Consider the following 14,135-nt stretch of genomic DNA (forward strand, 5'->3'; position numbering starts at 1 on the left):
CGGTGACGCTGGGGAAGGAAGCCGCAACCAGCGAGGAGGGCTGCCATGTCCATGCTGGACAAGCTCAAGGGGATGCTCAAGGGCCACGAGGACCAGGCCAGGCAGGGCGTCCAAAAGGGCGGCGACATGATCGACCAGCGGACCGGGAACACGTACCAGTCCCAGGTCGACATGGCCCAGAAGCAGGCCGACGACTACATCGAACGGGAGCGGAGGCAGGGCGAGCCTCCGCAGTAGAGGACGACCGTTCGGGCTGGGGTCGCGGGGTTCGCCCCTGCCTCGCGACCCGCCCGTCGCGGAGACCGCCCGCTCCAAGACGGCGGCTACGGGGCCCACGACATCGACCACGGCGTGGACCGGGACGTGGACGACGACGTGGACCGGGACGTGCACTACGGCGCGGCCCGCCACGTGGACCACGACGTGCCTACGGCGTGGACCTGCTCAGGCTCCACGGGGAGACCGACCGCTGAGCGGCCCGCTCGGGGCTCACCAGGGCCGCGTGCGTCCAGGCCGGCTCGTGGGTCACCGGCTGGGCGGCGCGGGCGAGGGCGCGACGGTCCGGGTGGCTGCCGGCCGGTATCAGCGGACGCACGTCCACCTCGGCCACCAGGCCGCGGGTCGTCACCACTCGCCAGAGGGAGGCCAGCAGCGTGTCCTCGCCGACATAGGCGGGCACGGTGCTGGCCGCGCCCGCTTCCAGGCGGTAGCTCAGCCGCACCGGCTGCACGGGCGCGCCGGCGTCCAGCGCGGCCTGGAACACCGCTCGCCGGAACCGCCCCTGGGCCCGGCCGCACCAGGTGCTGCCCTCCGGGAAGGCGACCACGGCGGCCCCCGCCCGCAGCGCCCCCGCGATCCGGCCGACCGTGTCCGGCAGCGCGCGCAGCCGGTCCCGGTCGATGAACAGGGCACCGGCACCGGCCACCAGCGCGCCGGCCACCGGCCACGCGCGGATCTCCTTCTTGGCGAGCATCCGCGCCGGACGCACGGCGGCCAGCAGCGGGATGTCCATCCAGGAGATGTGGTTGGCGACCAGGAGCACCCCGCCGTTGCCCGGGGCGTCGCCGGTGATCCGGATCCGGACCCCGGCGGCGCGGACGAGCGTCCGGGAGAACCGCCGCACCCACGCGGCGGGTATCCTCCCGCCGGCCGGCAGCAGCGCGACGGCGACGAGCATCAGGGCCACGACCGCGGTGAACCGCAGCACGGCCCGGGGCAGGGTGGTGAGGGACCCCGCGCGCTCCACGCAGGCGCCCGGGGTGCAGGGCGCGCTGGGCAGCCAGACGCTCATCACGCGGGGACGAGCGAGAGGAAGTGCCGCAGATAGCGCGCGTTGACCCGGCGCATCGACAGCAGCACGTACAGGTCGGCGACCCCGAAGTCCGGGTCGTGCGCGGGCTCCCCGCACACCCAGGCGCCGAGGCGCAGGTAGCCGCGCAGCAGGGCGGGCAGTTCGGCGCGTCCCTCGGGGGCCGGACCGGCGGGCACCCAGGGCCGCAGCGGCCGGACCCGGAACTCCTCCGGCGCGAGGTGCTTGGCCTGGACCCGGTCCCAGGTGGCGGCGGCGAGCGCACCGCCGTCGGCGAGCGGGACGGAGCAGCAGCCGGCCAGCCACTCGTGGCCGCGGTCCACCATGTACCGGGCTATGCCGGCCCAGATCAGGCCGATCACGGCGCCGTCGCGGTGGGCGGGGTGCACGCAGGAGCGGCCGACCTCGACCAGACCGGAACGGATGCCCGCCAGCGGGCCGAGGTCGAACTCGCCCTCGGAGTAGAGGCGGCCGGCGATGGCGGCTCGCTCCGGCGGCAGCAGCCGGTAGGTGCCGACGACCTCGCCGGTGAGGGCCTCGCGGATGAGGAGGTGGTCGCAGTACGCGTCGAAGGCGTCCACGTCCAGCCCCGGCTCCGGCCCGTCGAGCCGGGCGCCCATCTCTCCGGCGAACACCTGGTGGCGCAGCCGCTGCGCGGCCCGGACGTCGTCCTCGTCACGGGCGAGCTGTACCAGGTAGCCGGAGTCGCCGGGCGGGGCGGCGAGGGCGGGGGGTGAGGCGGGCATGGCGGTCATAGGGAGGTCTCCTGCGCCGAGCGGAAGCTGAGGAAATCTGCACCTGCTTTCTTCCGTGGCAGGCTGGACTCGGCGTGACGTACGCGGGACCCGTGGATGTGGGACTGCTGAATGCCGGGGGTCGGACCGCTTCCGGTCACTCACAGAGGTCCGAGAGTAACGCGACCATGATCAGACGGCCGTAAGGAAAAGCGAGACGGGGCCGGCGAGCACCACACCGACCCCGCCCGTCCGCACCTGACGGCGAACGACTTTCACTTTTCAGCGCCCCTCACAGCAGCGCCCCTGAAAGGGGCGCGGGGAACTGCGCGGCCAGCCCCCACGCACCCGCACTCCCCGACGGCGCTACCGCTTCCCCGCCTTCCGGGCAGCCCGCAGCCACTCCTTGTTCATGCTCGTAATGGACACCAGCGGAATGCCCTTGGGGCAAGCAGTCGCGCACTCCCCCGTCAGCGTGCACCCCCCGAACCCCTCCGCGTCCATCTGCCCCACCATGTCCAGGACCCGCGTCTCCCGCTCGGGCGCCCCCTGCGGCAGCACGTTCAGGTGGTTCACCTTGGCGGACGTGAACAGCATCGCCGCCCCGTTCGGGCACGCGGCGACACACGCCCCGCACCCGATGCACTCGGCGTGCTCGAAGGCGAAGTCGGCGTCGGCCTTGGGCACCGCCGTGGCATGGGCCTCCGGCGCGGCCCCGGTCGGCGCGGTGATGTACCCGCCGGCCTGGATGATCCGGTCGAACGCCGACCGGTCCACCACCAGGTCCTTGATCACCGGGAAGGCGGACGCCCGCCACGGCTCGATGTCGATCGTGTCGCCGTCCTTGAAGGACCGCATGTGCAGCTGGCAGGTGGTGGTGCGCTCCGGCCCGTGCGCGTCCCCGTTGATCACCAGGGAGCACGCGCCGCAGATCCCCTCGCGGCAGTCGTGGTCGAAGGCGACCGGGTCCTCGCCGCGCAGGATGAGTTCCTCGTTGAGGGTGTCGAGCATTTCGAGGAACGACATGTCCGCCGAGATGCCGTCCACCTCGTACGTGGACATCGCGCCGTCGGCGTCGGCGTTGCGCTGCCGCCAGACGCGCAGGGTGAGCTTCATGCGTAGCTCCGCTGGGTGGGGTGGACGTACTCGAAGACCAGGTCTTCCTTGTGCAGCACCGGGGCGTCCCCGGTGCCGGTGAACTCCCAGGCGGCCGCGTAGGCGAACTCGTCGTCCTTGCGGGCCGCCTCGCCGTCCGGCGTCTGGGACTCCTCGCGGAAGTGGCCGCCGCAGGACTCGGCGCGGTGCAGCGCGTCGAGGCACATCAGCTCGGCCAGTTCCAGGTAGTCGACGATGCGGTTGGCCTTCTCCAGGGACTGGTTGAACTCCTCGCCGGTACCCGGCACCTTGATCCGCCGCCAGAACTCCGCACGGATCTGCGGGATCCGCTCCAGTGCCTTGCGCAGACCGGCGTCCGTGCGGGCCATGCCGCAGAACTCCCACATGAGTTCGCCGAGTTCGCGGTGGAAGGAGTCGGGGGTGCGGTCGCCGTCGACGGCGAGGAGCAGGTTCAGCCGGTCCTCGGTCTCGCCCAGCACCTCCTGGACGACGGGGTGTTCGGCCGTCACCGCCTCCTGGTGGGGGTTGCGGGCGAGGTAGTCGTTGATGGTGGCCGGGAGCACGAAGTAGCCGTCGGCCAGGCCCTGCATCAGCGCCGAGGCGCCCAGGCGGTTGGCTCCGTGGTCGGAGAAGTTGGCCTCGCCGATGGCGAACAGGCCGGGGACGGTGGTCTGGAGGTCGTAGTCGACCCACAGCCCGCCCATCGTGTAGTGCACGGCGGGATAGATCCGCATCGGCACCTCGTAGGGGTCCTCGTCCGTGATCCGCTGGTACATGTCGAAGAGGTTGCCGTACTTCGCCTCGACGGCCTTGCGTCCCATCCGCCTGATGGCGTCGGCGAAGTCCAGGTAGACGCCTTGCCCGCCCGGTCCGACGCCGCGGCCCTCGTCGCAGACGTTCTTCGCGGCGCGGGAGGCGATGTCGCGCGGGACCAGGTTGCCGAAGGACGGGTAGATGCGCTCCAGGTAGTAGTCGCGCTCGTCCTCGGGGATCCGGTTCGCCGGGCGGCTGTCGCCCTTGGCCTTGGGCACCCAGATCCGCCCGTCGTTGCGCAGCGACTCGCTCATCAGGGTGAGCTTGGACTGGTGGTCTCCGGTGCGCGGGATGCAGGTGGGGTGGATCTGCGTGAAACAGGGGTTGGCGAACCAGGCGCCGCGCCGGTGTGCCCGCCAGATCGCGGTGGCGTTGGAGTTCATGGCGTTGGTCGACAGGTAGAAGACGTTGCCGTAGCCGCCGCTGGCGAGTACGACCGCGTCCGCGAAGTAGGTGTCGATCTTCCCGGTGATCAGGTCCCGGGCCACGATCCCGCGTGCCCGCCCGTCGACGACGATCACGTCGAGCATCTCGGTGCGCGGGTGCATCTCCACGTTCCCGGCGGCGATCTGCCGGCTCAGCGCCTGGTAGGCGCCGAGCAGCAGCTGCTGTCCCGTCTGGCCGCGGGCGTAGAAGGTGCGGGAGACCTGGACACCGCCGAAGGACCGGGTGTCGAGCAGTCCGCCGTACTCACGGGCGAACGGCACGCCCTGCGCCACGCACTGGTCGATGATCTCGACGGAGATCTGGGCGAGCCGGTGGACGTTGGACTCGCGGGCGCGGAAGTCGCCGCCCTTGACGGTGTCGTAGAACAGCCGGTGGACGGAGTCGCCGTCGTTGCGGTAGTTCTTCGCCGCGTTGATGCCACCCTGCGCGGCGATGGAGTGGGCCCGGCGCGGGGAGTCCTGGTAGCAGAACTGGACGACGTGGTAGCCCTGTTCGGCGAGGGTGGCGCCGGCTGAACCGCCGGCCAGGCCGGTGCCGACGACGATCACGGTGTGCTTGCGCCGGTTGGCGGGGTTGACCAGCTTGGCCTCGAAACGGCGCCTGTCCCAGCGCTCGTTGATCGGTCCGGCGGGGGCCTTGGTGTCGGCGACCGGCTCACCGGTCGTGTACTCCACGTACTCAGCGGTCATGTTCAGCTCACCACTCCGGTCATGACGCCCACCGGTACGGCGATGAAGCCGGCCGTGAGCAGCAGTGCGAGGACGTCGGCGGCGGTCTTGAGCGCGCGGTCGCGGGTGCGGCTGCCGACGCCGAGGGTCTGGGCCGCGCTCCAGAAGCCGTGCCGGATGTGCAGGCCCAGGGCGAGCATCGCGACGATGTAGATGACGTCGCCGTACCAGGTGGAGAAGGTGTCCACGACGTTCTGGTACGGGTGGCCCTCCTGGAAACCGCCGGAGTGCACCGTGCCGGTGGTCAGGTCGAGGAGGTGCCAGACGAGGAACAGGCCGAGGATGATCCCGCCCCAGCGCATGGTGCGGGTCGCGTAGCTCGCCCGGGGCCTGCCGTGCACGTACTTGGTGGGCCGCGCCCTGATGTCGCGGCGGCTGAGCTGGTACGCCGACGTCGCGTGGGCGACCACCGCGACGACCAGGACGATCCGGATGAGCCAGAGCGTCCACTCGTAGTGCATGAACGGTTCGCCCACGGTGCGCAGCCAGTGCGCGTAGTGGTTGAACTCGCCCGCCCCGAAGAAGATCTTCAGGTTCCCGATCATGTGCGCCACCAGGTAGAGCAGCATGATCAGGCCGCTGACGGCCATCACGGTCTTCTTGCCGACGGAGCTGTCCCACATCGTGCGTGCCATGGACGGCCGTCGATCCGTCCGCGTTGCCAGAGCCATGTCCAGGACGGTAGGGCCGGACGGCCCTATCGGTCCAAGACATGGTCCAGCTTGATTCGATAGGCTGGAGCTATCGTGTAACCATGCAGTTCCAGCAGCTTCAGTACTTCGTCGCCGTGGCCGAGACCCGGCACTTCACCCGGGCCGCGGAGCTGGTCCACGTCGCTCAGCCGTCGCTGTCCCAGCAGATCAAGGCGCTGGAGCGGGAGCTGGGGGCGGACCTGTTCCTGCGGGCCCGCGGCAACATCACGCTCACCGACGCGGGCGAGGCGCTGCTGCCGCTGGCCCGGCGGATCCTCGCGGACGCGGACACCGCCCGCTACGAGGTGCGGGAGCTGGTGCAGCTGCGCGCCGGCCGGGTGCGGCTGGGGGCGACGCCGAGTCTGTGCACCGGGTTGCTGCCGGACGTACTGCGGGCGTTCCACGACCGGTATCCGGGGATCCAGCTGCTGATCGAGGAGAGCGGGTCCCACGACCTCGTACGGGAGCTGGCGCGCGGGGCGCTGGACCTGGCGCTGATCGTGCTGCCGCTGCCGCCGGCGTCGCCCGCGCTGACCACCGTGGAGCTGCTGCGGGAGGACCTGGTGGTGGTGTCCTCGCCCGAGGCGACGGCGCCCGGCCGGGGGCGGGGCGGGGTGCGGATCGCGGATCTGGAGGGCGAGCGCCTGGTGATGTTCCGGCACGGGTACGACCTGCGGGAGCTGACCGTCGCCGCGTGCCGCTCCGCCGGGTTCGAGCCGGCTTTCGCCGTCGAGGGGGGTGAGATGGACGCGGTGCTGGGGTTCGTGCGGGCGGGGCTGGGTGTGGCCGTCGTCCCCCGCATGGTCGCGACCCGCTCCGGGCGGGGCCTACGGGTCACTCCCCTGGCCCGCCCCGGCCTCCACCGCACGATCGCCCTGGCCCACCGCAGCGACGTGGCACCACCGCGGGCGGCTCGGGAGTTGCAGCGGATGCTGCTGGAGCGCTGAGCGGTCGTAGCATGGGGTTCTGACACGGGGGTGGACGGGGATGAAGCGGCGTATCGTTGCGGTCGGCGCGGCTCTGCTGGTGCTGGTGGGGTGCGCGGGGAACACCGCTTCCGGCGGACCGAAGAGTCCGACGGTCTCGTCGCCGTCCGGCGGCGTCGGACCGACGGTGGAGACGACATCGAAGTCCGTCTCGGGACCGTGGCGCGCCTGGGCGGCGACCCTCTCCAGCCAGGAGGCCCACGGCAGTTGCGGCGCGACGGCGCACCAGGTGGTGTGCGCGACCGACTCCGGTGGATTCGTGGGGCGTTCGCGGGCGGACGGCCGTGTCACCTGGACGGTGCCCGCGGGCGGCCACGGCAAGAGCGCCGGCTTGGTCGTCGACGCGACCGACGAACGGGCCGTGACGGGGAGCGCGGGTGTGCTCCGCGCGGCGGACCTGCGGACGGGTGCACAGGCGTGGGCCAGCCAACTGCCCGCCGACCGAACCTACTTGGCTCTCGGCGCCGCTGAGGGAATCGTCTACGCACTCGAAGCGTCGGACCCCTTCGCCCACACCCCCGTGCTGGACGCCGTTCGCGCATCCGACGGCACGCCCCTCTGGCACCGGACCGTGGCCTGGATGCCGGGCGAACACCTGGCCGCCTTCCAGGGCCGCGTCTACACGGCCGACGGCACCCGGGTCACCGCCCGCGACGCCCGTACCGGCGTCACCGTGGCGACCAGCCCCGCGGGCGTCGCGTGCCCGCACCTCGTCACCGGCGGCCACTACCTGGTCTGCACCGGCAGCGCGCTCTCCGCCGGGGACACGTTCGCACCCATGCGGCGCCTGGATCCGGCGACACTGAGGCCGCTGCCGACCCCTAGGAACACGGCCGACAAGCCCGTACGCGGGGTGATCTCCGACGACGGGGTCCTGGTGCTGTACGAGGCCGGCGCCGAGGACACGAGCGCGGGCAACTGGAACGCGTACGACCTCGACAACGACCGCAAACTGTGGAGCGCATACGCCACCGAGGCGGATGCCGCCGTGGCCGGCGGCCGGTTCGTGACCTTCACCCCCCGCAACGACCGCACCACGCGGAACCGTGTGATCACCATCGACCTGCACGCCGGTCCGCAGGGGACCGGAGCCACCGCACCCCGCATGTCCGCGGTGTACTCGCAGACCAGAGCCGGCGAATACCCCTTGGTCCTCACGCCGGGCGGGGACACGGGCCACGTCGTGGTCATGGCCCGTACCCACGGTTCCCTGCGCTCACTGCCGCTGCCCTAGGACCGGGGCGAGGCCGATGGACCCGCCGTGCGGCGGCGTCAGCCGGTCGCGTCGACCAGCGCCAGGTCGTGGAGCCTCTCCGGTGGACCCGGGCGGGCGTAGTACCAGCCCTGGGCGGTGTCGCAGCCGAGTATGCGGAGCTGTTCGGCCTGAGCGCCCGTCTCCACGCCCTCGACCGTGACCGCGAGGTCCAGGCTGTGCGCCAGGGTGACGATGCCCTCCACGATCTTGAGGTCGACGGGGTCCGCCGGGAACTGCTGCATGCTCTGGGTGAAGGAGCGGTCCAGTTTGAGGATGCTCACCGGGAGACGGCGGAGGTTGGCGAGGTTGGAGTAGCCGGTGCCGAAGTCGTCCAGGGCGATGTCCACCCCCATCTCGGCCAGCCGCCGCAAGGGCTTGAGCAGGTCGTCGTCGGCGCCGATGAGCGCGGACTCGGTGACCTCCAGGCACAGCGCCTGCGGGGCCACTCCGGTCCGCTCCAGGATGTCCACCGTGTCCTGCACCAGGCCGGGGTGGCTGAGCTGGCACGGGGAGAGGTTGACGTTGATCCGCAGCGGGCCCGCGCTGTCGTGCTCGCCGTAGCGTTCCCGCCATTCGCGGGCCTGGCGGATCGACTCCTCCAGGACCCAGCGGCCGAGCGGGACGATGAGGCCGGTGTGCTCGGCGAGCGGGATGAACCGGTCGGGGCCGAGGACCCCGTGCTGCGGGTGCAGCCAGCGGACCAGGGCCTCGGCGCCGCGGACGCTGCCGTCGCCGAGGTGGACCAGCGGCTGGTACTCGATGAAGAACTCGTTCCGGTCCAGGGCGGCCGGCAGCGCCGTGGTCAGGCCGTGCCGGGTGATGGCGCGGGCGTCCGCCTCCGGATCGGCCAGCTCGAAGCGGTTGCCGCCCGCCGACTTGGCCCGGTACATCGTGATGTCGGCGCTGCGCAGCACCTCGGCCGGGGTGCGCTCGCCCGCCGGGCCCTCGACGATGCCGATGGAGCCACGGACCATGAGGTCACGACCGTCGATGCTGATCGGGGTGACCAGGGCGTTCATGATCCGGTCGGCCAGGTCGTCGACCTCGCGCTGGGTGGCCGGACCGGTGGTCAGCGCCACGAACTCGTCGCCGCCGAGCCGGGCCACCATCTCGCCGGGCGCCGTCGCGCAGGACTGCAGCCGGTCCGCGACCTCCACGAGCAGCCGGTCGCCGGCCGAGTGGCCGAGGCTGTCGTTGATGGTCTTGAAACCGTCCAGGTCGAGATAGCAGAGCCCGAAGCGCTGGCCCTCGCCCGCCGACAGGGCCTTCTCCAGACGCTCGAAGAACAGCGTGCGGTTGGGCAGGCCGGTGAGCGCGTCGTGGGTGGCCTCGTAGCGCAGCCGGAGGTTGAGCAGCCGACGCTCGGTGGTGTCCTCCATGAGCGCCAGCTGGTACTGCGGCTTGCCGTCCGCGTCCCGGAGCAGGGAGACGGTCAGGTTGGTCCACAGGACCGTCCCGTCCGAGCGGTTGAAGGCCTTCTCGAGGTGGTAGTGCTCCCGTTCGCCGCGTACCAGCTCCTCGTAGAGCCGCCAGGTCTGCGGCGCGTCCTCGGGGTGCGTCCACTCCCTGACGTTGCGGTCGCGCATCGTCTGCTCCGAGCCGCCGAACATGCGCAGCAGCGCGCCGTTCACCTGGAGGACGTTGCCTTCGAGGTCGGCGATGCCGATCCCTATCGCCGCGCCCTCGAAGACCGCGCGGAAGCGGGCCTCGCTGGCGTGCAGCGCCTGGGCGACCACGCCCTGGGCGCGCAACGCGGCCTGGGCGATGGCCTCCTGCTCGGCCAGCGTGCGCTCGCGCAGCGCCTGCGCGAACCCGGCGGCCATCGCGTGCTGGATCCGCGAGGAACGCATCCGCAGTTCGTCCTGCAAACCGTCCTCGCCGCAGTACAGGACCAGGTAGGCGTCGACGCAGTCGAGGGAACGGGTCAGCGCCTCGGGATCGGTGCAGTGGGCGTCGATCAGCGCGGCGCCCACCTGCCGGGCCTCGTCGGCGTCGAACCCGCGCGCCAGCAGGATCTCGCTCAGCCGACGTGCCAGCGGCAGCAGTTGGTCCTCGAACTCCGGGCGGGTCAGGGACGTCGAGGTGACCGGGAAGACCGCCCGGCTCCAGATCGTCGCGAACCTGCGCAGTCTGTCCTCCGGACCGCCCGGCTCCGCGGTCACGCCGCGATCCCCACGCCGGCGAATCCGGAGAAGGCATAAGGATCCTCGTCCTCCGGCGCCGACTCCGGCCGCCAGTGCGGCATCGGCACCAGTCCGGGTTCCACCATGTCGTACCCCTCGAAGAACCGCGCGACCTCGTCGCGCGAGCGCATGATCAGCGGGTTGCGAATGTCCTTGTATACGTCCACCGCGCCCTCGGCCCGCTCGGCCGGCAACGGGATTCCCTCGTACGAGGCATGCGTCAGAACAAGCAGGCTGCCGGGCGCGAGTGCGTCGCGCAGCTGTGCCACTGCCCCGTACGGGTCGTCCGCGTCCTCCACGAAGTGCAGTATGGCAACGAGAAGCAGGGCCACTGGCCGGTTCAGGTCGATGAGGCGCTCCACCTGGGGGCTCGACAGGATCTCCTGGGGCTTGCGGAGGTCGGCGGCGACCACGTCCGCATCGTCGTTGCCCTCAAGGACCGCCGTGCTGTGCGCCACGGCCACCGGGTCGTGGTCGACGTACACCACGCGGGCGCCGGGGTGCGCCGCCTGCGCGACCTCGTGGACGTTGCCGAACGTGGGGATGCCGGAGCCGATGTCCAGGAACTGGTCGATGCCGGTGTCCACGGCATGGCGCACCGCGCGGCGCATGAAGGCGCGGTTGGCCTGCATGATCTTCGGCAGGCCGGGCAGGTGCGTCATCGCCTTGCGGGCCGCTTCCCGGTCGACCTCGAAATTGTGCGAACCGCCCAGGTAGTAGTCGTAGATACGCGAAACGCTCGGCACCGAGATGTCGATGCTTCGTGGGGCCCAGGCGGGACGCTCCATGTATCTCTCCAAGGCTGAGGCGATCCGGTGTTCGAGCTGAGGCTACTGATCGCCTGCGAACGGGGGTAGCCGAAACGGAAATTGACCATCCGTTCCCGGTCACTGCCTGGGAGTTCGGTGTTCGGTTTGGGGGCGTTCGGGTAGTGCGCCGGATGCGGGTGCGTTGGGGTCGCTCGCGCATTTCCCCCGCGCCCCGACGGGGCGCGTCGGACGCCGAGAAGCCCGCCCCCTCCATGCGGTGTGGAGGGGGCGGGCGGTCGACCCTGGTGAGGTGACGGCTAGTTGCTCGGCGCGCCGACCAGCTTTCCTTCGGGTGAGACGGCGTACCACGTGCCGCCGACGCCCTGACCGTTGGTGTCACCGGCCTTCGTGTCACCGGAGAAGGTGTAGATCGGCCAGCAGTTGACCGTCTGCTGCTTCTGGCCGTTGTCGGGGCGGGTGAAGCCCATCAGGCCCTTCTTCACGATGCCCTTGGTGTCGCTCGACGCGACCTCGGCGACGGCCGGCCACTTCACCAGGCAGTCACCGGTGCAGTTCGAGACGACCTTGGGCCACGCCTTGTCCTTGATGAAGCGGTAGACCGTCATGCCGTTCTTGTCGACGACGATGTCGCCGAGCTTCGCGTCCTTGCGGACGGACAGGCCGGGCAGGTCGGCCAGCGTGGCCTTCTTGCCGTCGGGGGCGGCCGCGAACCACTTGCCGCCCACGCCCTGGCCGTTGACGTCTCCGGCGTTGACGTCCTTGGCGTAGCGGTACACCGGCCAGCCGGCGACGGTCAGCTGCTTGGTGCCGTCGGCGCGGGTGACCTCGCCGAGCAGCGACTTGTCGATGCCGTCACCGGCCGTGGCGTCGTCGGCGGGCACCGGCGGCCAGGCGGTGGCGCAGTCGCCGTTGCAGTTCGACTTGGGGGGATTGGCGGTGTCGGCGTCGAAACGGTACAGCGTGAGACCGCTGCCGTCGGTCAGCACCTTGCCCAGGTCGGGGTTGCTGGCGACGCTCAGCTTGCCGGCGGGCGCGACCGCGGCCGGGGAGCTGGAGGCCTGGCTGCCGTCGGCACCGTAGCCGTTGCCTGCGCCCGTGGACGCGGCGCCGGAGGGGTTGGTGATGCTGCCGATGCCGGCCGGTGCCGTGGCACCGACGTTCTGGGCCGCCGAGGACGGAGTGGTCGTGTTGCCCTGACCGCACGCCGTCGCGAACACCATCACCCCCGCGGCCGTGGCCACCAGCGAGGCGCTCCTCCACGAGGTCTTCATCGTCAACTCCCCATAATCGCCTGGTTATTGCAGCGCCTCTGCGCCGCCGCACGACACCAGGTACGGATCACGGGGGGCGAAGTGTTCAACGCGCGCAGGAAATTCTTTCCGGACACCGTGGCCGCGGACCGCCCTCCGCACGGACGTACGCTTCGAGCCACTCGGGAAGCGGCGTGATTCAAACCGGTTTACGCCACATGTCCCCCGTTCGGGCCAATCGCCCGGTACTCCGGCGTGCGGCGGCGCCCGACGCCCCATGATCTCCGACGTGCATGCACCCGAAGCGACCAGACGCGCGCCCGTCCCCAGGGCGTTGGCCCTGCTGACGCTGACGTGGACCCTGGTGGGCTGCCCGGTCGGCACGGCGTCAGCCGACGCCTGCGCCTCCGCCTCGACGGGCCCCGACGGCATCTACGCGGTGTCCGTCGCCGGCGGCTCCTGGCCCACTCCCCCGCCGTGTCCGACCCCGACCCCGCCACCCTGCCCCACCCCCACCCCGACGCCCACACCCACTCCGCCCCCGCCCCCGAAGCCCACACCGAAGCCGAGACCCACGCCGACGCCGAAGCCGCCGCGCACCGTCCCGCCGGCTCCGCGCCCGGCCCCACCGCCACCACCGCGGCCGGTGAGCAAGCCGACGCCGGCTCCTCCGCCGCCGGCCCCCCGGCCGAAGCCGACGCCCACCCCGACGCCGACCCCGACCCCGACCCCGAAGCCCAGCCCGGTGACCTACCCGCCGTACCACGTCCAGTCGACCGGTGCGACGGCCCCGCACCGGACCTCCCCGGTCACCTACGTCCTGCTCATCGCCGTACCCGCGATCATCGCCGTCGCCGCGTTCCGCTCGCGCTGACGGCCGGCCCACTGATTCCTGGAGGCTTCCGTTGCCGGATTGGCTTGTTCTCGTCCTCGCGATGCTCGCGGCCGTCGCCGTGGTCGTCATCATCACCCTCGTCCGTCACAAGAGGGCGGCGGAGGACGAGGATCCCTCCGAGACGCCGGACGTCATCGAGTACATGACCATGTGGATCGGCGTCATCTACGCCATCGTCCTCGGCCTGGCGGTGGCCGGCGTGTGGGAGGCCCGCAGCGCCGCCCAGGACCACGTGCAGGCGGAGGCGCAGGCGCTGCACGAGATCTACGAACGGGTGCGGGTGTACCCGCCCGACACCCGTGACCGGATCCGGGCGGACGTCGACGCCTACGTCACCCAGGTCGTCGAGAAGGAGTGGAAGGAGATGGCCGACCACGGCCGGCTCTCCGCGCAGGGCGCGGAGCTGCTCGCCCAGATCCGCCAGGACGTCACCGACTACCAGCCGAAGACCGACTTCCAGGCGCAGGCCTACCAGCCGCTGGTGGACCAGGTGGCCGCGCTCGACCAGGCCCGCAGCGCCCGTGCCGACTCGACCGGGGCGACCATGCCGAGCGTGGTGTGGGTCGGGCTGCTGACCGGAGCCGCGGTCACCATCGGCATGGTCTTCGCACTGCAGATCAGGCGCACCCGGCGCGAGCTGATCCTCGCCGGCCTGTTCTCCGCGACGATCGCCTTCATGCTGTTCCTGATCTGGGACTTCGACGAGCCGTACAGCCGGGGTATCACGGCGACCGCGCAGCCGTTCCTGAACCTCTTCCCGCACCTCAAGGGGTAGCGGCACCCCGGGGGACACCGACACCGCGCCGCGGCGCGCCACGCCGTCGGTGTCCCCCGGACGGCGCACGCATCTCCCCCGTTCGCGCTACTGCGTTCGCGCGCATGTGCGCGGCTTTCTAGCGTTCCGGTCATCGAGGTGCAATCCCGGCACCGGCGGAAACAGGTCCGCCCGCTGCTCCT

13 protein-coding genes are annotated in these 14,135 nt (G+C 71.4%); 5 read left to right on the forward strand and 8 right to left on the reverse strand.

All coding sequences use genetic code 11. The features are described 5' to 3' along the window. Positions 1 to 45: 45 nt before the first annotated feature. Positions 46 to 237 (forward strand): antitoxin, encoded by a 192-nt coding sequence (locus AB0M11_RS05330; RefSeq protein ID WP_365701568.1) that lies wholly within the window; start codon positions 46 to 48, stop codon positions 235 to 237. A gap of 190 nt (positions 238 to 427) precedes the next feature. Here AB0M11_RS05330 and AB0M11_RS05335 read toward each other — a convergent pair whose 3' ends face one another. The 5 genes from AB0M11_RS05335 to AB0M11_RS05355 all read right to left on the reverse strand — a co-directional run bounded on the left by AB0M11_RS05335 (position 428) and on the right by AB0M11_RS05355 (position 5,782). Next, the gene (locus tag AB0M11_RS05335; protein WP_365701571.1) at positions 428 to 1,291 is read right to left on the reverse strand and encodes a lysophospholipid acyltransferase family protein; all 864 of its coding nucleotides are present in this window, start codon (positions 1,289 to 1,291) and stop codon (positions 428 to 430) included. Beyond that, positions 1,291 to 2,055, reverse strand: coding sequence for a GNAT family N-acyltransferase (locus tag AB0M11_RS05340; RefSeq protein ID WP_365701711.1), 765 nt, complete (start codon positions 2,053 to 2,055; stop codon positions 1,291 to 1,293). The genes AB0M11_RS05335 and AB0M11_RS05340 overlap by 1 nt, the downstream gene beginning before the upstream one ends. Before the next feature lie 354 nt (positions 2,056 to 2,409). Next, complete coding sequence (locus AB0M11_RS05345) at positions 2,410 to 3,159, reverse strand: succinate dehydrogenase/fumarate reductase iron-sulfur subunit (RefSeq protein ID WP_365701573.1); 750 nt, start codon at positions 3,157 to 3,159, stop codon at positions 2,410 to 2,412. Continuing rightward, positions 3,156 to 5,108 (reverse strand): fumarate reductase/succinate dehydrogenase flavoprotein subunit, encoded by a 1,953-nt coding sequence (locus tag AB0M11_RS05350; protein ID WP_365701575.1) that lies wholly within the window; start codon positions 5,106 to 5,108, stop codon positions 3,156 to 3,158. The genes AB0M11_RS05345 and AB0M11_RS05350 overlap by 4 nt, the downstream gene beginning before the upstream one ends. A 2-nt stretch (positions 5,109 to 5,110) precedes the next feature. Beyond that, positions 5,111 to 5,782: a succinate dehydrogenase gene (locus tag AB0M11_RS05355; protein WP_365701713.1), complete on the reverse strand. Its 672-nt coding sequence runs from the start codon at positions 5,780 to 5,782 to the stop codon at positions 5,111 to 5,113. A 119-nt stretch (positions 5,783 to 5,901) separates the two neighbouring features. Here AB0M11_RS05355 and AB0M11_RS05360 point away from each other — a divergent pair, with 119 nt between their 5' ends. Together AB0M11_RS05360 and AB0M11_RS05365 are read left to right on the forward strand one after the other, a co-directional pair. After that, positions 5,902 to 6,786 (forward strand): LysR substrate-binding domain-containing protein, encoded by an 885-nt coding sequence (locus tag AB0M11_RS05360; RefSeq protein WP_365701577.1) that lies wholly within the window; start codon positions 5,902 to 5,904, stop codon positions 6,784 to 6,786. A 40-nt stretch (positions 6,787 to 6,826) separates the two neighbouring features. Then, positions 6,827 to 8,059, forward strand: a complete 1,233-nt coding sequence (locus AB0M11_RS05365; protein WP_365701579.1) for a PQQ-binding-like beta-propeller repeat protein — start codon at positions 6,827 to 6,829, stop codon at positions 8,057 to 8,059. Positions 8,060 to 8,097: 38 nt separating this feature from the next. Here the strand turns inward: AB0M11_RS05365 and AB0M11_RS05370 are convergent, their stop codons facing one another. From AB0M11_RS05370 to AB0M11_RS05380, 3 genes are all read right to left on the reverse strand, one after another. Next, positions 8,098 to 10,242, reverse strand: a complete 2,145-nt coding sequence (locus tag AB0M11_RS05370; protein WP_365701581.1) for an EAL domain-containing protein — start codon at positions 10,240 to 10,242, stop codon at positions 8,098 to 8,100. Further along, complete coding sequence (locus tag AB0M11_RS05375; protein ID WP_365701583.1) at positions 10,239 to 11,051, reverse strand: SAM-dependent methyltransferase; 813 nt, start codon at positions 11,049 to 11,051, stop codon at positions 10,239 to 10,241. Before AB0M11_RS05375 ends, AB0M11_RS05370 begins: the two co-directional genes overlap by 4 nt. A 278-nt stretch (positions 11,052 to 11,329) precedes the next feature. Then, a complete protein-coding gene (locus AB0M11_RS05380) occupies positions 11,330 to 12,304 on the reverse strand; it encodes an SCO0930 family lipoprotein (RefSeq protein WP_365701585.1) in 975 nt (324 codons plus the stop codon). Between the two features lie 625 nt (positions 12,305 to 12,929). On the opposite strand from AB0M11_RS05380, the gene AB0M11_RS05385 reads away from it, so the two are divergent. Together AB0M11_RS05385 and AB0M11_RS05390 are read left to right on the forward strand one after the other, a co-directional pair. Then, positions 12,930 to 13,157 (forward strand): hypothetical protein, encoded by a 228-nt coding sequence (locus tag AB0M11_RS05385; protein WP_365701587.1) that lies wholly within the window; start codon positions 12,930 to 12,932, stop codon positions 13,155 to 13,157. Between the two features lie 31 nt (positions 13,158 to 13,188). Beyond that, positions 13,189 to 13,953 carry a DUF4239 domain-containing protein gene (locus AB0M11_RS05390; RefSeq protein ID WP_365701589.1) on the forward strand — a complete coding sequence of 255 codons (765 nt, stop codon included), beginning with the start codon at positions 13,189 to 13,191 and terminating at the stop codon, positions 13,951 to 13,953. Positions 13,954 to 14,135 lie beyond the last annotated feature (182 nt).

The organism is Streptomyces sp. NPDC051987, assembly GCF_040680735.1.
Lineage (GTDB): Bacteria > Actinomycetota > Actinomycetes > Streptomycetales > Streptomycetaceae > Streptomyces.